This is a genomic window from Alteromonas sp. ABE4_545 (assembly GCF_056161325.1).
The window spans coordinates 74581-97025 of the sequence record NZ_JBSWYY010000005.1 but is presented as its reverse complement, the minus strand read 5'-3'; the positions used below and the strand labels follow the sequence as shown (position 1 = coordinate 97025).

The window sequence follows — 22445 nt, the reverse complement described above, 5'->3', positions numbered from 1 at the left end:
CATAGACGTTATTGGAAAGAATTTAACCCCAAAAATCTTTTTTTCCGCTAACTAGGCCAAAAGGAAAAGTTAGGGTGTATATCTCTACAAAACTATTATTTTGATATTAAATTTAAGGAAGTAAAAAATGGAAAAAACAGGATCGAAACCAATTTTAGGCATTTTATCGGTAATAGTTGTATTAAGCTTTCCTCTATTAAGTTTGGTTTATAACAGTACTGAAGTAGGATTTCTTGAGATATTTGAATGGGGAACTATGTTTGGCTGGTTTTGCATTGGTACTGGACTAGCGTTTGGTAGTTTGCTTAAAGAAAGGGAAAAAAAGCTACATCTAATTTTTCCGATTTTGACTCTTTTAATTTCAGCATTATTAATTTCAATTCAATTAGATATGTAACAGTGCTTAGCAAACCCCCTAGGAAGTGAGCGACACCTAGCTAAGCTCATATTGGCCATACTATTGCTATCTTTTCTTGTTCTTAGAGTATCTCTCCTAGGGGGCAGGTTTTTAAAGAAGAATTACGTCGAAGGTATGCTTGGGAGAAAAGCAGGTATAGTGAATGATAATCTCATGCGATTATTTACATTAGCGGGTTAAATTTCGAGGGGGGATTGTGCAAGAATCAAGAAAACTAAAAGACTATCTCGTAGAAAGGCCTGAACCAAAAGGGATAGATGTTGTATGTAGCTTGAAACATTTCGCGATTATCACATATGCAGTTCCTTCTGAGCGATTCCAAGGCCTGTTCCCTGAACGGTTTCAATTAGACACCGTTGATATCAATGGTAAAGAGATGGGGCTTATTTCTGTGGTGCCATTTATCGACGTTGACTTTACCTCCGCGGTGTTTCCATTTCCAAAATTTACAATGGGTCAAACGAACTATCGGATATATGTCATTGATACTGAAACGGGTGAGCGGTGCGTATGGTTTCTAGGTACTACTTTAGACTCTTGGACACTCGTAGTACCAAGGTTCCTTTGGCAACTTCCTTGGTATGCTGGTAGAGTGCATTTTGACTGTATTTTTAGTGAAGTTAATGGCTTATATGAAAAATACCACATGGAAACCGAGTCTGAGTGGGCTGCAGCGTCGGTAGAGTTGGTTCAATCTGAATCTGATTCATTCGAATTTCCAGGTTTCCCTGATGTAGAGTCGGCGTTGGTTTATCTCACTCATCCATTAGCGGGTTTTTATCATAGAAGAGATAATAAACTAGGTACATATCGAGTGTGGCATAAAGAACTCGTTGTGAAACCTGCCAAGCTAAAATCAGCTGATTTCAAGCTTCTTTCTGATCTTGGTATTGTTAAAAGTACAGAGCAACAAACGCCGTATAGCGTATTAATCGAGCCAATGAATGAATTTACCATATATCTGCCTCCCAGCATTTTAAGGTAAAGGTTTCACCTGCGATGATTTAACAAAATGTGGTTCTAGCCTCGCTGTTGCTTACCTTGTTACAACGTGTAGCCCAAGGAAATCCAACATAAATTCATGACGGAATGAGAAAATTAACACTATAAGTATACGTCGGGAAAATAGAGTGTACAAAGAGCTGAGGTTGTTCCGCATGCTCTCTTGTTATTCGATGGAGGTGTTTATCGGTATCGTTTTCGCGCTTGCGTTAACGGGATGCGCTTCTCAAACGGAACATATTAAATACAACGCACCAAGCGAGAAGTTTATTGATATCGAAGGGAATATCGAGGACGGACTTGTTTACAAAGAAGAAGTCTTAACAGCCTTGCATGGTGAATAACCCCACTCCCTCTGCAAGCATTATGAGCCTAAGGAAACCTTGCCCTGTGAATATTGAGATAGTAAAAGTTGATTACAAAAATGAACAGCACGCCAAAGATCTTGTCTATTTATTAAATGAATACGCTTGTGATCCAATGGGCGGTGGGGAACCTCTTACAGCGAACACGTGCGACAACTTGGCGCGAGAACTCGCAAACATTCCCCATGCGTTTAGCGTATTAATTTATGTTGACGGAACACCTGCGGCATTAACTAATTGCTTTGAAGGGTTTTCAACTTTTTCATGCAAGCCTCTTATAAACGTACATGACATATGTGTTCTCAAGGATTATAGGGGGTTAGGGCTGAGTCAAAAATTACTCGAAAAAGTAGAGTCTGTCGCCAAGAGCCGAGGCTGTTGTAAAATTACCCTTGAGGTGTTGAGCAATAACCATGTTGCTAAAGCAGCATACCAAAAGTTTGGCTTTAGCAGCTATGAGCTAGACCCATCCGCTGGCACGGCTGTTTTTTGGCAAAAGTCACTCAGCTAGGCATTTTGATTAAACAAACGGTTTAAAAGGACTTAGCAATGATATCGTTCGAATTTTTAGTCACGTCATTGGTGGTTGTACTTATTCCCGGCACGGGTGTGTTATACACGGTTGCAACAGGGCTTTTTAAAGGCAAGCGAGCCAGTTTAGTGGCAGCCTTCGGTTGTACTCTTGGGGTTATTCCTGCTTTGTTGGCAAGCGCATTAGGGTTAGCCGCTTTGTTTCATGCCAGTGCGATTGCTTTTCAAATAGTAAAATATTTAGGCGTGATCTATTTGCTGTATCTGGCTTGGCAGATGTGGAAGTCGTCGTCTCCGCTATCGATCAACGATGAGGGCGAACGCGACAGTTACACACGTATTGCGCTCAAAGGGTTTTTACTCAATATTCTTAACCCCAAGCTTTCAATATTTTTTCTAGCATTCCTGCCACAATTTATACCTGTGGAAGCGGCAAATGCACTGGTGTATATGCTCGTTTTAGGCGGAGTATTCATGCTAATGACATTCTCTGTTTTTGTGGTGTATGGTGTGTTGTCGGGCAGCTTTAGCCAATTCATTGTAAATTCGAAGGCGGCAACCATTGCGATGCAAAGGGTATTCGCCGCGAGCTTCGCGGCTCTCGGGCTAAAGCTTGCGTTAAGCGAACGCTGATAACTCGGGCTTTAAATGAGTATTCAAACGCTACTCGGTATAGATTTACCTATTATTCAAGCGCCTATGGCTGGTGTACAAGGCCACGCGCTTACTCTTGCCGTTTCTAATGCTGGTGGCCTTGGCTCACTGCCCTGCGCTATGCTCAATGCAGAAGCGTTGCACCAAGCTTTATCTGTGATCACGCGTCAAACCACTAAACCTTACAACGTCAACTTTTTCTGTCATGTGCCACCGACGCCTAACCAAGTCATAGAGCAAAAATGGCAAGAAACGCTCTCGCCCTATTTTGCTGAGTTAGGCATGCATACTGATACCATAAAACCTCAAATGGGACGGCAACCTTTTAGTGATGAAATGGCTAGCGTATTGGAAGAATTTAAGCCCCCTGTTGTGAGTTTTCATTTCGGCTTACCCGCGCCAGCATTACTTGAGCGTGTGCGAAGCTGGGGGAGCAAAATATTGTCAACGGCCACCACTGTAGACGAGGCAATTTGGCTCGAAGCACATGGGATTGACGCTATCATTGCGCAGGGGAGTGAAGCGGGCGGACACCGTGGATTCTTTTTATCAAAAGAGGCGACCACTCAGATAGGTACCTTCGCATTGGTCTCGCAAATAGTTGATGCGGTTAATGTGCCAGTGATTGCTGCCGGAGGTATTGCTGACGCCAAGGGTGTGGCTGCGGCGTTAACCCTCGGAGCAAGTGCGGTGCAAATTGGTACCGCCTATTTATTGTGTGACGAAGCCACGACAACCCCAGTACATCGGGCGGCGCTGAAAAGTGATGCGGCACGAGAGACGGCGTTAACAAATTTATTCAGTGGCGGTTTGGCTCGTGGCATTGTTAACCGGTTGATGCGAGAGCTTGGACCAATCAGCCCTTTGGCACCTCCTTTTCCTCTCGCTTCTGCGTCTTTAGCGCCGTTGCGGGCGAAGGCGGAGAGTCTTGGCAGCGGTGACTTTTCACCATTATGGGCAGGGCAAAATGTGAGTGGATGCAAAGAGATGTCTGCCTCACAGCTAACTAAAGACTTAGCCGGTTTCCACGTATACAGTTGCAACGATGGAGCGTGATAGGTTAAGTTATCATCAATGAGAAGATAGACACATTGAGTTAATCTTCAAATCACTTTCCTTTACAACACATGGATGTTTTAGATGTTGAGCCGATTAATCCCGCTTATTTTGATGGCGTTATTGCCCGTTAGTTTTCAATTGTTTGCGTCAACAACGTCACTGGCTTTTGATAAATTTGGTTTTGTAGGTACGTATTACGGGCAAACTTCCCACGACAAAAAAATGGGAGTATTGGTACTGGGTGGTTCCGGAGGAGGGGTCCCTGAAAAATTAGCAAAACCTATTGCTGAAGCAGGCTTTCCCACCTTGGCGTTAGCCTACTTTAAAGCCGAAGGGTTGCCCGCAGAGTTAGAGCAAATACCTTTAGAGTACTTTGATCACGCCGTATCATGGTTGCAAAAACAGCAAGGTGTCGACCCCGATAAGTTCATTGTTGTGGGTTGGTCTAAGGGGGCTGAATTAGCCTTGATACTTGCGTCGAGAAGTAAAAATATCCAGCAGGTTATTGCCATTGCACCAAGCTCAGCGGTGTGGGCGGGCATTCTAAAAGATTGGACGAAAGTGCCTAAATCGAGTTGGACCGAAAACGGCCAAGATCTTCCTTTTATTCCTTTTAGACCTACAAGGGAAGTGCACGGTTTACTCGACCTTTACAGCCAATCATTAGAAAACCGAACCGATAATGGGGCGGCAGATATTGCGATTGAGAATATTCAAGCACCGCTTTTGCTAATGACTGGTGAGAATGATGAAATTTGGCCTTCACCGCAAATGGCAGATGAAATATGCACTAAAATTAATAAAAAACACACAGGGCAGTGTGAGCATATTAATTACAAAGGCGCTGATCATTTGTTGAATTATCGTTTTCTCAACAAAGGAACCGAGATGAATAAAACCTTTATCGAACAATTGTTCAAGGCGGCGAGTCACACGGATTAGTTGAATTAATTATGGTGTGAAAGGGGCGACTACTCGTTGTTAGCGCCTTGTTCTGGCGATGCATCAGTTAATGCAGATTGCACCGCCGTTTACTTTTGTGAAAACTTACCGTCTGCGTGGTTTCCCGCGTTTGGCTTTGTTATTCCCACCTTGCCCTAATGCTTTTGCTCGCTGTGCTTTTTTCGATGGCTTTCGTTTACTGCCGCCAGCCTCATCCTGATCCATAGGATTTGGTTCAAACCCTTCTACCCATTGGGGAATAAAATGTTCACCGGTGAGTTTTTCAATTTCTTCAAGTAAGTACTTTTCTTTATTTGCGACCAGCGACACCGCTAAGCCTGCCTGACCTGCGCGCCCTGTGCGTCCAATGCGGTGAATATAGTCTTCGGCATTATATGGGAGTTCATAGTTTACTACGTATTGCAGTTGTTCAATGTCTAAGCCTCGGGCGGCTACGTCTGTTGCAACTAACGCACGCACTTCATTGGATTTAAATGACGCTAAGCCTCTGTCTCGTGCGCCTTGAGATTTGTCGCCATGCACACCCGCAGCGCTAATGCCGTCTTTTTCGAGTTCTTTTACCAATTCATCTACCGCTTGTTTCGTACGGGTGAAAATCAGTACTTGCTGCCAGTTTTTTGAGCCAATAAGGTACGCCAATAAGGCGGCTTTGCGTTTGTTATCGACCTCGTAAATCCGCTGCTCAATTTTGGTTGCTGTAGCGTTGCGCGCTGCTACTTCAATCAGTTTTGGCGTATTGAGCATTTCTTTGCTCAACGCGAAAATGTCATCGTTAAAGGTGGCAGAGAAAAACAAGGTTTGGCGCGAGTCAGGTAGCTGCTTGAGTATACGCTTGATATCGATAATAAAGCCCATGTCTAGCATACGGTCAGCTTCATCCAGTACCAGTGTTTCAATGGTGCTGAGGTCGATGATTTCTTTGAACGCTAATTCTAACAACCGCCCTGGTGTTGCGATTAACACATCACACCCAGCTTCTAGCGCGTCGATTTGTGGGTTAATACTCGCACCGCCATAGGCCACAACGGCTTTCACGTTCACCCCCTTGCTGTAGGTGACAAAGCTCTGGTGCACTTGTTGCGCCAGTTCACGGGTTGGCGTTAATACCAGTGCACGCAGGGAACGGTTTTCACTAGGGGAAGTTATCATTCGCTGAATAAGCGGTAACGCAAAAGCCGCGGTTTTGCCGGTACCGGTTTGTGCGCCTGCCATCACATCATGGCCGGCCAATACTTCAGGGATCGCCGTTTGCTGAATTGGCGTTGGGGCGTCATAGCCCAAGGTATCAAGCAAAGTGAGTAGATCAGCGTGAAGACCCAAAGAAGAAAAGTGCATAAACCAGTACCGCAAAAAAGAGTGAAAACACCGTGATTGTATCACTGATTGGGCGAAAGTCGGTGGCCTTGTGCGGGTATTCGGGTACTTGGTTTGCGGTTTTCCTCCATCGACCAGTTGCAACTTGCCATCGGTCAGTTGCCGTTGACTTTAGTCAATGTTTGCTTAAAAATGTTATAACATCACAAAGTTAATCAACCTCAACACAGCAAGCTTTATGAAATTACCATTATTGACTGCTTCGATACTCTCTGTGCTTGGCAGTGCGCAGGCTTTTGCTTCAACGGTTTCCGGCAATATTACTGACGAAAAAGGTAACCCAGTCAGCGGTGCTGAAGTACGAGTTGAAGGTTCAAGACTCGTTGCTATTACTGACGAAAATGGCAACTATGTCATTAAAGATATTCAAAATCCCCACATTCACCTTCACGTTTATTCGGCCGCGCATATTCACGGTGATAACGACTTAGGTGATGTAGCAGAAGACAAGATTACCGTCGATTTTGTTTTACAATCATCAACGATAGAAAATATTCAAATTACTGCAAATGCGATGGATACTTCGGTACTCGAGTCTGTTACTCCAGTAACTGTTATCGGTGCAGAGCAACTTAAAAAATTGCAGCAAGCAACTTTGGGTGAAACGCTCAAGTCTACTCCTGGCGTGCATAGTTCTTACTTTGGTCCGGTTTCATCCAGCCCGGTTATTCGCGGTAACGATGGTCCTCGTGTGAAGATTGTGCAAAACAGCCTTGATGTCTCAGACGTATCTCGTGTTGGTCCAGACCATAACGTAGCCACCAATACGTCGAGTGCGACACAAGTTGAAGTACTGCGCGGCCCTGCAACGTTGCAGTATGGTAGCGGTGCTATCGGCGGTGTGGTTAACGTGGTAGACAAGCGTATTCCGCAAACTGTTCCTGAAGAAGTAGAAGGTGAAGCTCAACTTCAATACAGCACAGTTGATAATGGCAAGTTTGCCAATATCGACGTAACCGGCGGCAGTGGAAAAATTGCTTATCACTTCGATGGTTATAAGCGCAAAACCGATGATATTGATATTCCCGGATATGCAGAAGCAGAACCAGACGGTGATGAAGGCCCAGGCACATTAGAAAACAGCGCCATTGATACGACAGATTTAACGGCGGGATTGTCTTATGTGGGAGATGACGGGTTTTTCGGCTTCTCGGTAGAAAAGCTAGACAATTTATACGGCGTGCCTGGTCATTCTCATGAACATGAGGAAGAAGAGGAAGAGTACGAAGAAGAAGAGCATGAAGAGGAAGCGGGTACCAGCTTAGATGTTGATATGACTCGCTATCAGATTGCTGGCGAGTGGAATTCTCCGTTTGAGGGGCTTTCGTCTATTAAAGTCGCCGCAGCTCATACTAACTACGAGCACGTAGAACTTGAGGGTGACGAAGTCGGAACTATTTTTAAAAACGACTCTACAGACTTCCGTTTGGCGGCTACCCATGAAGATTTTGGTGGCTGGCACGGTGTTGTTGGTGTTCAGGCAAACCAAGGTGAGTATGAAGCCGATGGTGAGGAAGCCTTCTCGCCGAATACAGATTCAGACATGCTGGCGTTGTTCTTAGTGGAACAGAAAAAGTTTGGTGATGTTACCGTTGAGTTAGGTGGGCGTATTGAGCGCAACACGTATGATGCGGATGGCATGAGCATCGACCTTCACGTTGATCACGACGAAGAAGAAGATCACGATCATGAAGAAGAAGACCACGAAGAACACACGCTGAACTTTGACTTTGATGAGTACAGCTTCACCAATGTGTCTTATTCGGCGGGTTTCAACTGGGAATACACTCCAGGTTACTCTGTTGCGATGACATTGTCTCATTCAGAGCGTGGCCCTAGCCAACAAGAACTATTGTCTGCGGGTACGCACGTTGCTACACAAACCTTTGAATTGGGCTTGGTGTACGACCTTGATGAAGACGGTGAAATTAGTGAAACATTGAATTCGGTTGAAGAAGAAGTGTCGAATAACTTAGACATTACTTTCCGAAAATTTACTGGTGACTGGGGATATTCATTTTCCTTGTTCTATAACCAAGCAGATAATTATATCTACCAGAGTAATACTGGTTTAATCACTGCTGAAGAAGAGCACGAAGAGGAAGAAGAAGCGGAAGAAGAACACGAGCATAGTTCTGCTGGTTTACCGGTTTACTACTTCCAGCAAAGTGATGCAGATATTTATGGCTTTGAGGCTGAGACTTTTGTTGATTTAAATACAAACTGGCGTGTTACTTTTTATGGCGATTATACGCGTGCTAAGCTAGAGAACCAAGATTTACCACGTACCCCACCAATGCGTTTTGGCTCCAAAGTAAATTACACCAATGATAATTGGAGTGGTGAGTTAGGGGCTGTTTGGTATGATGATCAAACAAAAGTTGCACCAAACGAAACAGCAACAGATGGCTACACCTTGGTGAATGCTAATATCCAATACGAAGCGAATGCGGCAGGACTGGATTGGGTGATTTATCTGAAAGGTGAAAACCTGACTGACGAAGAAGCGCGTGTGCATACTTCGTTTGTAAAAGATAAAGCCCCGTTACCGGGCCGTAACTTTGCATTGGGTGTAAGAACACTGTTCTAATTACCCCACTAATCACTGCGATAGCCAAAGCCGCTTGGCTTTGGCTATACTGACAGCATGTCGAGCTATTGAAGTTGTGTTGTTAGCGCAGATGATGCACGTTTCTGATATCGAGCGCTGGCTTTCTGAAGCTGGCGCTTTTCATTTTTTACTCGGGTATGGCAGTTTGTTAAATGCCGACAGCCGCCTGACTCATTCAGCTATTCCACATCAAGGTATTCCTGTTACGGTGAAGGGGTTTGAACGCGGCTGGGTAACGCGCTCTATCCAAGAAAAACAAACTTATGTGGGAGCAAAGCCCAAGGCAAATGCCACACTCAATGCCCAATTGATCCCCGTTGAACTAAACCCTTCGCTACAACAACGCGAGCGCGATTATCAATTTGTTGAGGTGCCGTTAGACCAGTTGGTATTTGCTTTGCCCACCGCGAGCGAGCAGGCGTTACGTCAGGGTTTGCAATCACGACGCATATGGTTGTGCGAAACCCTTGCATTGGTTCCTGCCGATGAAAATCACCCCGTTAGTCAAACTTACATTGATACCTGTTTGGCGGGGTGTTTAGAGCAAGGCGGAGAAGAAGCGGCGAAAGCGTTTATCACTTCAACAACAGGGTGGTCTCACCCAAGGGTAAATGACCGCGCTGCGCCCAACTACCCCAGAGCCGGTCGAGTATCTGACGAACACCTGCATATTATCGATGCCTTAATGGACGCTTATTTATGAATTTGTACTCATCACGCTTGTGCCTGCGGCCACTTCAACAAACAGACGCAGCGTTTATTATCCGTTTGACTCACGACAAAGATTGGCTCCGCTTTATTGGTGATCGCGGTATTAATACCCAGCAGGATGCCCTTGAATATATCAATAACGCCAGAGAGAGCTTGGCAACTCACCACATTGGTCCAATGGCCGTCACTTTGGAAGAAGAGGGCGCACCTATTGGGTTGTGTGGCTTGTTTCAGCGCCCTTTTTTGCAATATCCAGACCTGGGGTTTGCTTTTTTGCCGCAGGGCCGAGGTAAAGGCTATGCGTTAGAAGCGTCTGAACGAGTGATGGCATGGGCGGTGGAAAAGGGTATTTCTCCGGTGATCGGCGCCGTCTCAGATGCTGAAAATATGGCTTCTCGACAGCTTTTAGACAAACTCAATTTTGAGTCGGTAGGGCAGTTGTACTGGAGTGGCATAGAAAAGCCACAGCGTTTGTATCTTAAACGTGTGGCTTATACGCCTGAGCAGTAACCTGGTTACTTAAAGCGGCGGCAGTACCGTCGCTTTTTTCAAGATGATGTTTTCGATTGGTGCGTCGGGCATGCCTAACAAGGCTTTGTATTCGGTTTCGACTTCTGACATTTTATCCAGCACTTCAGTACCTTCAATCACCATACCAAACACCGCATAACCCCAGTTGCGGCCGGGGTCTAAACTCTCGTTGTCGTTCATGTTGAAATAGAACTGACGGGTTGCCGTGTGAGGGTCATTTTGACGAGCCATGGCAATCGTGTACAACTCGTTCTTTAAGCCGTTACCTGATTCGTTGTAGATTTCAGGGAAGTTAGGTAAGTCTTCGTATTCTTCGTTATAACCGCCACCTTGCACAACAAAGCCGGGGATAATACGGTGAAATACCGTGTCTTCGTATTGCCGTTTGTCGACATAACGCAGGAAGTTATTAGTGGTAATGGGCGCGCGGCGACGATCAAGCTCTACCACAATGTCACCCATGGTGGTTTCGAGCTTCACTCGTGGGTAATAATTGTCGGGCTGAATTTGAGACCCGTCTTCAACTGGCTTTGCGGCTTGAGCCACACCGGTAATCAATACCAAAGCCAGTAATGCAGAACGTAACATATCAGTATCCTTATCTTTTTGCTGCGCTGAGTATTACAAACTTATTCTGACTGGCGATCAAGGTAACGCCACCAAATAAACGTTTTAGCTTGGCAAAGTAATCTAAATGGCGATTGGCAACTACCACGAGATGCCCGCCTTTTTGCAGCATTTCTCGGCTGTCGTGAAACATTTGCCAAGCAATGTGATCGGTGATGGTATTTTGCTGGTGGAACGGTGGGTTACACAAAATACGGTTAACCTTGGGCGCGTCGTTTTCAATGAGTGACTCCAAGCAGTTGCTCGGTACAAATTGGCATTGTGACAACTGTTCGGGGAATGCCAAAGATACATTGCGCTTGGCGGAATTGAGCGCCATGTAAGATTCATCTACAAAGGTCACTTCACAGTCTGGGGCTAAGGCCAGTGCACTTAACCCTAGTACACCATTGCCGCAGCCTAGGTCGATGACCTTTTCTTTGGCTTTTACCTGCATGTGTTCGAGCATAAATCGCGCGCCAATATCTAACGACTGGCGTGAAAACACATTTGCATCGTTGGTTACGGTAACATTATCACCGGTTGTTATGCGTGCTTGCCAGGTGGTGGGGTATGGCGAGGTCACGGCTTTTTTGCACTTGTTTACGTCGGGAGTGGCAAAAACCAAGCGTGACTTTTTCGCCGCCAACGAGGTTTTGGTTTCACCAATGTATTTTTCGAACAGAGCAAGTACGTTTTTAGTAATGCTTTTGACCTTGGCACTGGCAATAATTTGCGTGTCAGGTGTCATGACCTCGGCAATATCTACCAGTTGCTGTTCAAGCAATGCCAATGCTCGAGGGATTTTAATCAGCACTAACGTGGGTGATTCAGGTAGCGGCTCTGCACTGGTTAACGTTGTTAACGGAGATGATAGCGCCCCTTCAATATTACTTACCCAGTTGATCCCGTTTTCAGTCAGATTCGTTTTTAACGATAGGTTGGCAATGTGCGAGTCTGTGACCCAAGTGGGAGACAAGGGCGCAAACCAACAACCAAGCGCGCCAAACTCATCATTCATGATAAGTAGGCGTTGTTTGGCATCGTCATTAATCTCGGCCTCTACATGGGTAATCAGCAGTTCATCTGCACTGTCCCAAGCTTGTAGGCTTTTATGTTGATGCTGTGGTGGATAGCGAACCAAAGAAAAGGTTTTATCCAATAATGAAAATTGGGTATTTGTCATAGCCCAGCGATATACTCCACAATGATCACCACGCCATTTACAGAGGTTTTTACCCGTAACGTCGCAATGCAATATTCACTTTTTAATACAAACCAAGAGTATACCCGAATTCCTCTGCCACTGCCCGATGGGGATGTTTATTATTATCCACGGTGGCTTAATGAGTCTGAGGCTTGTACTTATTATGATGAGCTAGCGAAAACTCTGCCGTGGCGGCAAGATCACATCACTTTATACGGCAAACAAGTCGCCATCCCCAGATTACAGTCATGGCACGGTGACCCTGAGTGCGAATATACCTATTCAAACTTGACCATGACGCCACAGCCTTGGTCAGAGGTACTGAGCAAGTTAAAACATGGCTGCGAAACCATAACCAAGGCTAAGTTTAATTGCGTTTTGGCCAACTGGTATCGCGACGGTCAAGACGGTATGGGCTTACATGCCGACGATGAACCGGAACTTGGCGCGCGCCCTGTGATTGCCTCAGTGAGTTTGGGGCAAATACGACGTTTTACCTTTAAACACAAAGCCACCAAGGCCAGTTATCATTTCGACCTAGAGCCGGGCAGTTTATTGGTGATGGCGGGTGACACACAGCGTTATTATTTTCATGGATTGAGTAAAACCAAAAAGCCAATTGGTGGTAGAATCAACCTCACCTTTCGATTGATACGCCCGAATTTAGTTTTATGAATGTGCATGCCTTTTTAACTGAGCAAATTACCCAAGCGTTAGCCCCTGCGTTCTTGCAAATTGAAGATGAAAGCCATCGTCACAATGTGCCTGATGGTGCGCAGAGCCATTTTAAAGTGACAGTGGTGAGTGACGCCTTTGAAGGAAAGCGCCTTATTGCACGTCATCGTGAAGTCAACGCGCTTGCCGCAGAAGCACTGGCGGGGTCGGTTCATGCGCTTGCGTTGCATACTTACACACCCGAAGAGTGGGTTGCGCGAGGTGGTGAAATTGTTGCTTCGCCAAATTGTATGGGTGGCGAGAAGTAGTATTTACACCTAGTGGCAACCCCGAATACGGCTACAACAATTGCCAGGTATTCAACGTGCCAAATGCTGCAATGGTGACCGGCAGCGAGATAACCGTTGTCACCGCGATAATACTGGCTGCCAAGCGATGATCACCGCCGAGGTTGCGCACCATCACGTAACTCGCGGCGGCGGTTGGTGCGATAGACATTAACAGGATAATGCCTAACCCCATGCCTCGAATGCCCATCAAATATGCCATACCAACCAGACATGATGGGTAAAGTAAGCATTTACTTACTGTGCTAATACTAATGTCTTTCCAATCATCACTGAATGAACGAAACTGCAGTGACGCTCCTGTACAAATGAGTGCTAATGGCAACGTGAGTTGGGCAAAATATTCGCCAGTTGTGGTAAAGATCACTGGCAAGGTTACCTGATAATAAGAAAAGGGTAAGGCCAGTAAAATGGCGATAATAAGTGGGTTGGTAGCAATGCCTTTAATATGGCTCATAGCCGAGCGTTGACCATCGAGATAAAAGTTCAGCACAAAAACAGACAGCACGTTGAACAAAATCGTCACCAAGCCCAAATACACAGATGCCGCCGCTAATCCGTCGTTGCCATAGGTGTTCGCGCAATAGGCTAAGCCGATAATGCCCATGTTGGCTCGAAACCCACCTTGCACTACCACGCCCCGCGCTTGCGCTTTTTCTACTGCAAAGTGGCTAAACCCCATTAATAAACAAAAAAACAACAGTGTGCCGACGAGTCCGACACCAATTAATGTTGGGTTGGCAGCATGACTAAAGTCTGCTTGGCTAATGGATAAAAACAGCAATGCAGGAAGGGCAATGGTAAAAACCAACTTGGAACCGGCTTCAACAAATCCGTCATTTAATAGCCCACGACGATAGAGCAAATTGCCCATCGCGAGTAACAAAAGAACGGGGCCAATAACGGTAAAGGCGAAGTCGAAAGTGCTGGTTTCCATTTTATAGATCTTACGGCATTAGGGGAGCGATAAGGCTACTGAGTCAGGGCCAAGAGTACAAGGGGTCTTGGCCTGAAATATCGTAAGCACACCGCTTACCACAGCGTGAATGGTATTTTGTATGTGTGCGCTTACTATCTTTTAATCTTTCTTTTTATAGCAGCTGTCATATTGCTATCGTTACGTCGTCACATGGCTGTCGTCACGTTTTTAGCGCTGCTGTGCTGAAATTGCTTCATCTGCTCAACTCCCATGAGGGGAATGCAGCAGTATCGCGATTTGCGTTTTTTAAAAGGAGCAATACTATGGCACAATCAAACACGAATACATCGGCAACTCTTAACTCACAGGCACAACAAAACGCTATGGCTACAGTGACATTAATCGATGGGTATTGGTTTTACTTTCAGGACGAAGGCACCGACATTGCGGTTCACGGATCTGCGTGGTCAGGCAAAGAGACCGTTTATGTGAACGACAATCCAGTATCAGACAAGCGAGCGTTACTCAGCTGTGTGAGTGAGCACGAATTTACCCACGGAGCTCACGACTACAAAGTGCGTTATGAAGTGACAAGCCTGATGTGCGGCGCGTTGGAATGCAGCTTATTTAAAGATGGAACCTTGCTGGCTTCGCAGAAAAAGGCCTACATCGAGAAGAATAAGAATACTTGGATGAAAGTCTTGTTCTTGTTTTTTGCGGGGTTTGGGTTTGGTTCGGCAGTCGCAAGTTTAGTGAAGTATTTCGCCGCATAAGGAGTTTGAGGTGGAAATTAACGCGTTACGCGTGAAATCGCTAAGAAAACAACACCAATGGACCCAACAGCAGTTGGCTGAAATGTGCGGAGTGAGTCTCCGCACTATTCAGCGGGTGGAAAAAGAAGGCAATGCCGCCACAGAAACCGTAATGGGGTTGTGCGCGGTACTGGAAATCCCGCAGGATGAACTGGCTATCGTACCCAAAGTAGGTACGGATATCCTGCAATCTGTTGAGCTTCACAAAGAGAAGCTACTGATTGCAGGCTCTGTATTTATTGGCATGTTAGCGGGCGGTGCCGTGATGTATTGGCTACTAGGTCATGCTGTTTAGCCGTAGATGGCTAAAATTGAATATTAATCCCTTCATTTTGTTCACGACTTTTATTTCTTGTAGTCACGGCGTCTTGCCCATCTTGTTGGTAGCGTGGGTGATATGGCCCTTTGGGCAGAGTTGAAATTACTGCTTCGTTCACATCTCGCGCAAGCGGCAAATAATCGGTTGTTGCTGTTGATAGCGCAGTAGAGATGAGTTGTACCAGCAAGTCTTTGCTTTCACTCGACGTATCTACTTCTATGACGTGATGAAACTGCCACAATGCCTGGTTTGTAGACGTTGAAATCAATTTGAAATCAGCCCCCACAGATACGGCGCCACCGGCAATATAGTAATCAGTATTCCAATGAGTAATGGTGACAAACAACACCGCGTCGGCACCAAAAAGGGTTTTGAATTTATCGGCTTGGGCGTTTTGTAACTGAGCGCCGTCTGTTACGCCTTCAAGTTGTAATAGCATCGCCACCAATGGAATTGGCATAACATAATACCCCGCCTCGCTAAGAGGCTTAGCAATTGTTGTACTGTAAAGTTCTGGTGCGTCTGCCGCTGTGGTGCGATTAACCGCAGGCACTACCAAAATGGCTTTTGGGTTTTGTTGATACATGAGGGGGTATTTTTCTTGTTTGGTCAGCGGTTCAATGGTTGTACAACCTGAAAGAGCCACGATAACCCAAACTAAGGTGAGCGCATTTCTAATTGTCATTGGCGGCCTCTTGCTTGTCTAGTTGTGTTAATACAAGCGTCATTAGCTGAGTGGATTCAGGGTAGGTACTTTGCTCTTTTAGAAAATAACTGCGCGCAGCTCTCACATTCCCAGACTGCATCTCCATTTGCCCCAGCTCTGCATAAATACCCGGTGGCACCTGCTTACCCTTGTTTTCGGCGACATAAACAATGTCGCGCAAAGTCTGACGGTGGCGCTTGAACGTTTTATCAGAGGGTTGTTGTTGGTAATCGTAGGCAGTATTACTGTAATTGCCCCAGTAATAAAGAGGCTGAGTGCTTGAGCACCCAGCTAAAATCACAGCTACACAGCCCGCTATGAGTAACTTTTTGGTTCCGTTCATGGCACGATCACTTCAAACACGTTGCCGTTTGTAATGTATATCTTGCGCTTTACTTTCACATCACCGTTGTCGTGTACTTCGATAATGTGGGTGCCGGGGTCAATGGCAAACTTCGCGACCTTTGCGCCGTCGAGACTGAACGTTTTAGCCTTATCCAGTGGAACAGCAATGCCGTCTATGTAGAGTGTTTTACCTACAAACTCGCCACTGAGTTGCAGAAAGCCTTGGTCATCCACTTGTCGCGTTTCTGAATAATGAGTGCTACATGCTGACAGTGTGAGTGCCACACATACAATGAGGATACGGATCATAGTTGTGCTCCTTCCGCTTCTCTTACCACTAAACTAGCAAGGGCTTTGTTGTCGATGTCGCCACTTTTGAGCCGACAAAGAGAGAGTTCGTTTTGCCCTGTGCCTACCAGGCTCATCACTTCTATTTCGGCCACAGGCTTACCCGGTAACGTTATCATCATACCGGTTTGCGGGTTTTTCACGCGCTTTCCTTCGGTATACACGGTGAAGTTGTCACCCACTTTCACGTTTTGGCTTTCGCCACCCGTCATCATGTAAAAGCCTTGGTCAACGCCAACAAGATAGGCTTGCCATGGTGCGTCGAGGAGGTTTTCCATAATATTGCTTACTAATTTGGAAATAGCAGCGGATACGGCCTTGTCGTCCAAGCTGGTATCGTAGCCTGCGGTTTCGCCTACGCCGAAAACACGGTTTGCCTCGGTACGGGCTTCACCTGTGGCTTCTTCAGAATAAATGATTTCGCCATTGCGGGTGTTAATAAGTCGCACATTTACGGTAGCGGTGGCGATTTGAATTTTATTGCGGCTGAACACGCCCACTTCTGAATTCGTCGAGCGACCAAATTCAGACACAGAGCCGACGATGAGGTAATCGGCACCCACAGACTCCAATGCTTTACCAGCATATTGAGCTTCGGTTTGTACGGCGTTGAGGGCGTCGCGTTCAAGCATAATAAACTTGTTCGAATCGGTAAGGCGACTGGCGAGAATATCTGAGGCTTGTTTGCCTAAACGGTCACCGTTGTAGTCGACTAAAAAGCTGTTACTGCGCTTGGTTTCATCTGAAAATCGGGAAATGGCGACTACGCGTTTCAATGCTCGCGTATCTTCGGCCATGAGCGTTGGACTAATATCTGGTTGGGTCACAGGTACAGGGTTTACGGTGCCGCGGGTTGCACTAGTGCAGCCTGATAACGCCATAACTCCGGCTAGACTGATAACGGTCAAAAGTTGCTTTTTCATGCGGTCCTCTCTTGAAATCGCTGATTAAGGTTCAGCGGATGAGGCTAGTGTATGAAGGATTTTTTGTTCGTGAAAGAGGCCAGCTTTAAATACTACAAACTGATACATTTGAAGACAATTTTGGTACACACTTAGCCTGCGAGTTTATTGGCTTTATCCGCCACTTTTAACAATCTATTAAAGGAAATTTGTCATCAGTGGTGGTAGAATCGCCGACCGTTTTTTAATCAAACGCCAATTGAGAAACTATGTTCAATATAATTAATAATAAAGACAGCAACATTAAGAATGATGTCTTGTCTGGGATCACCGTAGCACTCGCGCTGGTTCCTGAAGCGGTGGCATTTGCCTTTGTGGCAGGTGTTGAACCCATGATTGGCTTGTACGCCGCATTTATGATGGGGTTGATTACCTCTGCGATCGGTGGACGCCCCGGTATGATCTCGGGCGCAACAGGCGCAATGGCTGTGGTCATGGTTGCCTTGGTTGCACAACATGGCGTGCAGTATTTGTTTGCTGCGGTCATACTCGCGGGTTTGCTGCAAATACTGTGCGGTGTTATGCGGCTCGGTAAGTTCATTCGCTTAGTGCCTTACCCGGTCATGTTGGGCTTTGTAAATGGCCTCGCCATCGTCATTTTCTTAGCGCAGTTGGGCCAGTTCAAGGTAACCAATGCCTTAGGTGAACACGTGTGGATGCAAGGCTCAATGCTCTACATGATGCTAGGTTTGGTAGCGATCACCATGGCCATTATTTACTTGTTGCCTAAACTAACCAAAGCCGTACCTGCGTCGCTTGCGGCCATTATTACGATTACCTTATTAGTTCACGGCCTTGACCTTGAAGCACGTACCGTCATCGACTTTGTGCGTGATATGCTGCCTGCTGACCAAAAAGACTCGGCTTCTTTAGCCGGTGAATTACCGTCTTTTGCTATCCCAATGGTGCCGCTAAATTGGGATACCTTCATGATCATTTTACCTACATCGGTCATTTTGTGTCTTGTGGGTTTGATTGAGTCATTACTCACACTAACACTGATTGACGAGATGACCGACACGCGTGGTCGTGGCAACAAAGAATGTGTTGGCCAAGGTGTAGCGAACACTGTGAATGGTTTCTTCGGTGGTATGGGCGGTTGCGCCATGATTGGTCAGAGTATGATTAATATTAACTCTGGTGGGCGCGGGCGTTTGTCGGGGATCACCGCTGCGGTTGTACTGCTTGGGTTTATCTTATTTGCAGCTCCGTTAATTGAAATGATCCCGCTTGCGGCTCTTGTGGGTGTTATGTTTGTTGTGGTTATTGGCACATTTGAATGGGCTTCTTTCCGCATTATCCGTGGGGTGAACAAAGAAGATGCCTTTGTGCTGTTCTTGGTAACTGGCGTAACTGTGATTGCCGACCTTGCTATTGCTGTTGTGGTGGGCGTGATTGTTTCGGCATTAGTTTTCGCATGGAAAGCCGCTCGTTATGTCGAGAGTAAAACCCATATCGATGATGATGGTTGGAAGGTATACGAGCTTCGCGGCCCGGTATTCTTCGGCTCGGTTCATCATTTTAAAGAAATGTTCGATGTAGCTAATGACCCTGATGATGTGGTGATCGACTTTAATAACAGCCGAATTTGGGATTCGTCAGGTATTGATGCGCTTGATAGCCTAGCTGACAAATACGAAGAAGCTGGCAAGAAGCTGCACATTCGTCACATTAGTGAAGAGTGCCGAGGCTTGCTGAAGAAAGCGGATAAGTTTGTAGAAATTAACGTGAATGAAGACCCACGTTACCGTGTAGCTACAGACAAGCTCGCATAAGCGAACGTGCCAACATGGGGCGATGTTGCATGATGTTGGTGCAATTCGCCTTTCACTGTGTTTTTGTGTTCTCGTTAAGTGCCTGAAATTATGGTTAAAGTAATATTGGCACTAATGTTGATTGATAGAAAGAGACGCATAATGAGTATCACAACCGTAGTGAACTCGCGGAACTGAACAATTTCGATGTTGTGAGACTGTCGCAGCATCAGGCATGGCAAAGAAGCCCACAACTAACTTTCGTTGGTTGTGGGTTTTTTTTTGACTCAAAAAAAGGGTTTCACAATGAATCAAACTACCTCAAAAAAACGAGTCGTCGTCGTAGGTAACGGCATGGTTGGGCACCATTTCGTTGAGCAGTTGGTAAAGAGTGACGCAGATTGTCATATTACTGTATTGTCGGGTGAACCAAGACTCGCTTATGACCGCGTACATTTGTCTTCATATTTTGAAGGCAGCAGCGCAGACGATTTGGCAATGACCGACGAAGCAACCTACAAAGCGTGGGGCGTTGAGTTTTTTGTTAATGCAAAAGTGGATAAAATTCATCGTGAAACCAAAGACGTAGTCACCGAAGCAGGAGACACGTTCGCGTATGACGTACTGGTAATGGCAACGGGTTCTTACCCTTTTGTTCCCCCCATTCCCGGTAACGAGCAACCTCATTGTTTGGTATACAGAACCATCGAAGATCTGGAAGCCATTGAATCGTCTGCTAGCCAAAGCAAGGTGGGTGTCGTTGTGGGTGGTGGCCTGCTAGGGCTTGAAGCCGCTAATGCACTAAAGCAAGCGGGTGTTGATACTCACGTTGTTGAATTTGCACCACAACTAATGGCGGTACAGCTTGATAACTTGGGCGGTGACGTACTCAAAGCAAAAATTGAAGAGTTAGGTGTAAAGGTACACACTCAAAAAGCTACGCAAGAAATTGTGGCGGGTGAAGATTGTCGTTATCGCATGAATTTCGCAGACGATACCTTCTTAGAAACCGATATGATTTTGTTCTCGGCAGGTATTCGTCCTTCTGATCAACTTGCTCGTAGTTTTGGTTTGGCGGTAGGTGAGCGCGGCGGGATTGTTGTTGATGATCACTGTGTCACGTCAGACCCGTCTATCTATGCTATTGGTGAGTGTGCGCTATGGGACAACCGTATATTTGGTTTGGTCGCACCGGGTTATAGTATGGCGCGAGTTGTCGCGTCGCATATTGCTGGTGGCGAGCTAGCATTTGAAGGGGCAGACATGAGCACTAAGCTCAAGCTGATGGGCGTAGATGTTGGCTCTATTGGCGACGCCCATGCACGCACAGCGGGCGCATTAAGTTACACCTATTTCAACCAGCCTGATGGGGTGTATAAAAAGCTGGTTGTTAACCAAGAACAAACGAAAGTGCTGGGCGCCGTGTTAGTAGGCGATACCAGCGACTACGACACGTTATTGCAATATGCACTCAACGATATCACCCTACCTGAACACGCAGAGAGCTTAATCTTACCTTCAAGCGGTGATGCCGCACCGGCACTGGGGGCTGACGCCTTGCCAGATACTGCGGTGATTTGTTCATGTCACAACGTAGCAAAAGGCGACATTATCACTGCGATTGACGGTGGATGTTGTAGCGTTGGCGATATTAAGTCTGAAACTAAAGCTTGCACCGGTTGTGGTGGTTGCGCCGCATTACTGAAAAACGTTGTCGACAGCGAACTGGAGAAACGTGGCGTAGAAGTATCGAAAGCGATATGTGAACACTTCAATCATACCCGCCAAGAGCTGTTCCACATTGTAAAAGTTGAAGGTATTCACGACTTTGACACTTTACTACACAAACACGGTAAAGGGCTGGGTTGTGACATTTGTAAGCCTGCAGTAGGTTCAATTCTTGCTTCTGTTTGGAACGACTACATCCTTAAACAGCAGCACGTAAGCTTGCAAGATACCAACGATACCTACTTGGGCAACATGCAGAAAGACGGTACTTACTCTATTGTTCCTCGCGTTGCCGGTGGTGAAATTACACCTGAAAAACTGATTTTGTTGGGCGAGATTGCCAAGCAATATAACCTTTATACCAAGATTACCGGCGGCCAGCGCATCGACTTGTTTGGCGCTCGTGTAGACCAACTCCCTGAAATCTGGGAAGCCCTGGTGGCAGGCGGCTTTGAAACGGGTCACGCGTATGCGAAATCGTTGCGTACTGTGAAGTCGTGTGTAGGCAGTACTTGGTGTCGATACGGCGTACAAGATTCAGTAGGCCAAGCGATTGATTTAGAAAACCGCTACAAAGGTTTACGTGCGCCACACAAAATTAAATTTGCAGTCTCTGGCTGTACCCGTGAATGTGCAGAAGCACAGAGCAAAGACATCGGTGTGATTGCCGTTGAAAATGGCTGGAACCTTTATGTTTGTGGTAACGGTGGCATGAAGCCTCGTCATGCCGACTTGTTCGCCACCGATTTAGACAGCGAAACGCTCGTCAAATACATCGACCGCATTTTAATGTTGTACGTTAAAACCGCAGACCGCTTACAGCGTACGTCTGTGTGGATGGACAATATGGAAGGCGGTCTCGCCTATCTTCAAGATGTCATTATTAATGATTCGTTGGGTATTAATGATGAACTTGAAGCGCAAATGGAAACAGTGGTAGAGAACTATCAGTGTGAATGGAAAACCACAGTGGAGTCGCCTGAAGCACGTAAACGTTTCCGTCAATTTGTGAATAGTCAAAATACCGATCCTAACATCCAGTTTGTGATGGAACGCGGTCAAGTAAGGCCTGCAACGGAAGTTGAAAAGCGAGCGGGCAATGAAATTATTACTGTCGAATTGGTTGAATAGGAGGCCATTTATGGAAGCGTTAAATCAACATACTTCGGTATGGCAAGATATCTGTTCTGTGGATGACTTAGTGAAAAACAGTGGTGTTTGTGCGTTAGTGAATGACGAGCAAGTAGCACTGTTTACCACTGAGTCGAAAGACGGTGTACAAGTATTTGCAATAAGCAATTGGGACCCAATTGGCAAAGCTAACGTGTTATACCGCGGTATTCTTGGCTCTATTGGCGACGATATCGTTGTGGCTTCGCCACTGTATAAACAACACTTTTCTCTAGTTTCAGGGCGTTGCTACGAAAGCGATGACTGTAGCGTTGTCGTGTATGACGTACGTATTGTAGACAACACCGTACAAATTGCCGCCTAGTGT

Annotated in this window: 25 protein-coding genes; 17 read left to right on the top strand and 8 right to left on the bottom strand. The window is 46.0% G+C overall.

The window, feature by feature from the left end:
- Nucleotides 1-127: 127 nt before the first annotated feature.
- The 7 genes from ACXAH6_RS06820 (at nt 128) to ACXAH6_RS06790 (ending at nt 4971) form a co-directional block, all read left to right on the top strand.
- A complete protein-coding gene (locus ACXAH6_RS06820; RefSeq protein WP_474875895.1) occupies nt 128-397 on the top strand; it encodes a hypothetical protein in 270 nt (89 codons plus the stop codon).
- A gap of 217 nt (nt 398-614) precedes the next feature.
- Nucleotides 615-1403: a DUF2071 domain-containing protein gene (locus tag ACXAH6_RS06815; protein ID WP_474875894.1), complete on the top strand. Its 789-nt coding sequence runs from the start codon at nt 615-617 to the stop codon at nt 1401-1403.
- A gap of 145 nt (nt 1404-1548) precedes the next feature.
- Nucleotides 1549-1764: a hypothetical protein gene (locus ACXAH6_RS06810; protein ID WP_474875893.1), complete on the top strand. Its 216-nt coding sequence runs from the start codon at nt 1549-1551 to the stop codon at nt 1762-1764.
- A 46-nt stretch (nt 1765-1810) separates the two neighbouring features.
- Entirely contained in the window at nt 1811-2296 is a 486-nt protein-coding gene (locus tag ACXAH6_RS06805; protein WP_474875892.1) for a GNAT family N-acetyltransferase, read from the top strand.
- Between the two features lie 38 nt (nt 2297-2334).
- Entirely contained in the window at nt 2335-2949 is a 615-nt protein-coding gene (locus tag ACXAH6_RS06800; protein ID WP_474875891.1) for a LysE family translocator, read from the top strand.
- Nucleotides 2950-2964: 15 nt separating this feature from the next.
- The gene (locus tag ACXAH6_RS06795) at nt 2965-4026 is read left to right on the top strand and encodes an NAD(P)H-dependent flavin oxidoreductase (protein ID WP_474875890.1); all 1062 of its coding nucleotides are present in this window, start codon (nt 2965-2967) and stop codon (nt 4024-4026) included.
- 84 nt (nt 4027-4110) lie between these two features.
- Nucleotides 4111-4971, top strand: coding sequence for an acyl-CoA thioester hydrolase/BAAT C-terminal domain-containing protein (locus ACXAH6_RS06790; protein WP_474875889.1), 861 nt, complete (start codon nt 4111-4113; stop codon nt 4969-4971).
- A 105-nt stretch (nt 4972-5076) separates the two neighbouring features.
- On the opposite strand, the gene ACXAH6_RS06785 is transcribed toward ACXAH6_RS06790, so the two are convergent.
- A complete protein-coding gene (locus ACXAH6_RS06785) occupies nt 5077-6327 on the bottom strand; it encodes a DEAD/DEAH box helicase (RefSeq protein WP_474875888.1) in 1251 nt (416 codons plus the stop codon).
- A 217-nt stretch (nt 6328-6544) separates the two neighbouring features.
- Here ACXAH6_RS06785 and ACXAH6_RS06780 point away from each other — a divergent pair, with 217 nt between their 5' ends.
- From ACXAH6_RS06780 to ACXAH6_RS06770, 3 genes are read left to right on the top strand one after another with little or no spacing between them, the layout of a single operon-like run.
- Nucleotides 6545-8956, top strand: coding sequence for a TonB-dependent receptor (locus ACXAH6_RS06780; RefSeq protein ID WP_474875887.1), 2412 nt, complete (start codon nt 6545-6547; stop codon nt 8954-8956).
- A 40-nt stretch (nt 8957-8996) separates the two neighbouring features.
- Nucleotides 8997-9680 carry a gamma-glutamylcyclotransferase gene (locus ACXAH6_RS06775; RefSeq protein WP_474875886.1) on the top strand — a complete coding sequence of 228 codons (684 nt, stop codon included), beginning with the start codon at nt 8997-8999 and terminating at the stop codon, nt 9678-9680.
- Nucleotides 9677-10198, top strand: coding sequence for a GNAT family N-acetyltransferase (locus ACXAH6_RS06770; protein ID WP_474875885.1), 522 nt, complete (start codon nt 9677-9679; stop codon nt 10196-10198). Before ACXAH6_RS06775 ends, ACXAH6_RS06770 begins: the two co-directional genes overlap by 4 nt.
- Before the next feature lie 9 nt (nt 10199-10207).
- Here ACXAH6_RS06770 and ACXAH6_RS06765 read toward each other — a convergent pair whose 3' ends face one another.
- A complete protein-coding gene (locus ACXAH6_RS06765; RefSeq protein ID WP_474875884.1) occupies nt 10208-10807 on the bottom strand; it encodes a peptidylprolyl isomerase in 600 nt (199 codons plus the stop codon).
- A 10-nt stretch (nt 10808-10817) separates the two neighbouring features.
- Nucleotides 10818-12011: a methyltransferase gene (locus tag ACXAH6_RS06760; protein ID WP_474875883.1), complete on the bottom strand. Its 1194-nt coding sequence runs from the start codon at nt 12009-12011 to the stop codon at nt 10818-10820.
- Nucleotides 12012-12077: 66 nt separating this feature from the next.
- Between ACXAH6_RS06760 and ACXAH6_RS06755 the strand changes: the two genes are divergently transcribed.
- Both ACXAH6_RS06755 and ACXAH6_RS06750 read left to right on the top strand, forming a co-directional pair.
- Nucleotides 12078-12707, top strand: a complete 630-nt coding sequence (locus ACXAH6_RS06755; RefSeq protein WP_474875882.1) for an alpha-ketoglutarate-dependent dioxygenase AlkB family protein — start codon at nt 12078-12080, stop codon at nt 12705-12707.
- Entirely contained in the window at nt 12704-13015 is a 312-nt protein-coding gene (locus ACXAH6_RS06750) for a BolA family protein (RefSeq protein WP_474875881.1), read from the top strand. Before ACXAH6_RS06755 ends, ACXAH6_RS06750 begins: the two co-directional genes overlap by 4 nt.
- A 31-nt stretch (nt 13016-13046) precedes the next feature.
- On the opposite strand, the gene ACXAH6_RS06745 is transcribed toward ACXAH6_RS06750, so the two are convergent.
- On the bottom strand, nt 13047-13991 hold the full coding sequence (locus ACXAH6_RS06745) for an AEC family transporter (protein WP_474875880.1): 945 nt from the start codon (nt 13989-13991) through the stop codon (nt 13047-13049).
- A 305-nt stretch (nt 13992-14296) separates the two neighbouring features.
- Here ACXAH6_RS06745 and ACXAH6_RS06740 point away from each other — a divergent pair, with 305 nt between their 5' ends.
- Nucleotides 14297-14746 carry a hypothetical protein gene (locus tag ACXAH6_RS06740; protein ID WP_474875879.1) on the top strand — a complete coding sequence of 150 codons (450 nt, stop codon included), beginning with the start codon at nt 14297-14299 and terminating at the stop codon, nt 14744-14746.
- A gap of 10 nt (nt 14747-14756) precedes the next feature.
- On the top strand, nt 14757-15080 hold the full coding sequence (locus tag ACXAH6_RS06735) for a helix-turn-helix domain-containing protein (protein ID WP_474875878.1): 324 nt from the start codon (nt 14757-14759) through the stop codon (nt 15078-15080).
- Nucleotides 15081-15090: 10 nt separating this feature from the next.
- On the opposite strand, the gene ACXAH6_RS06730 is transcribed toward ACXAH6_RS06735, so the two are convergent.
- From ACXAH6_RS06730 to ACXAH6_RS06715, 4 genes are read right to left on the bottom strand one after another with little or no spacing between them, the layout of a single operon-like run.
- Nucleotides 15091-15789: a GNA1162 family protein gene (locus ACXAH6_RS06730; RefSeq protein WP_474875877.1), complete on the bottom strand. Its 699-nt coding sequence runs from the start codon at nt 15787-15789 to the stop codon at nt 15091-15093.
- Nucleotides 15779-16153 (bottom strand): DUF4810 domain-containing protein, encoded by a 375-nt coding sequence (locus ACXAH6_RS06725; RefSeq protein ID WP_474875876.1) that lies wholly within the window; start codon nt 16151-16153, stop codon nt 15779-15781. Before ACXAH6_RS06725 ends, ACXAH6_RS06730 begins: the two co-directional genes overlap by 11 nt.
- On the bottom strand, nt 16150-16464 hold the full coding sequence (locus ACXAH6_RS06720; protein WP_474875875.1) for a hypothetical protein: 315 nt from the start codon (nt 16462-16464) through the stop codon (nt 16150-16152). Before ACXAH6_RS06720 ends, ACXAH6_RS06725 begins: the two co-directional genes overlap by 4 nt.
- Nucleotides 16461-17426 (bottom strand): CsgG/HfaB family protein, encoded by a 966-nt coding sequence (locus ACXAH6_RS06715; protein WP_474875874.1) that lies wholly within the window; start codon nt 17424-17426, stop codon nt 16461-16463. Before ACXAH6_RS06715 ends, ACXAH6_RS06720 begins: the two co-directional genes overlap by 4 nt.
- Nucleotides 17427-17674: 248 nt before the next feature.
- Between ACXAH6_RS06715 and ACXAH6_RS06710 the strand changes: the two genes are divergently transcribed.
- The 3 genes from ACXAH6_RS06710 to nirD all read left to right on the top strand — a co-directional run bounded on the left by ACXAH6_RS06710 (nt 17675) and on the right by nirD (nt 22442).
- Nucleotides 17675-19240, top strand: coding sequence for a SulP family inorganic anion transporter (locus ACXAH6_RS06710; RefSeq protein ID WP_474875873.1), 1566 nt, complete (start codon nt 17675-17677; stop codon nt 19238-19240).
- Nucleotides 19241-19525: 285 nt separating this feature from the next.
- Nucleotides 19526-22078, top strand: a complete 2553-nt coding sequence (gene nirB, locus ACXAH6_RS06705; RefSeq protein WP_474875872.1) for a nitrite reductase large subunit NirB — start codon at nt 19526-19528, stop codon at nt 22076-22078.
- A 10-nt stretch (nt 22079-22088) separates the two neighbouring features.
- Complete coding sequence (nirD, locus tag ACXAH6_RS06700) at nt 22089-22442, top strand: nitrite reductase small subunit NirD (RefSeq protein WP_474875871.1); 354 nt, start codon at nt 22089-22091, stop codon at nt 22440-22442.
- Nucleotides 22443-22445 lie beyond the last annotated feature (3 nt).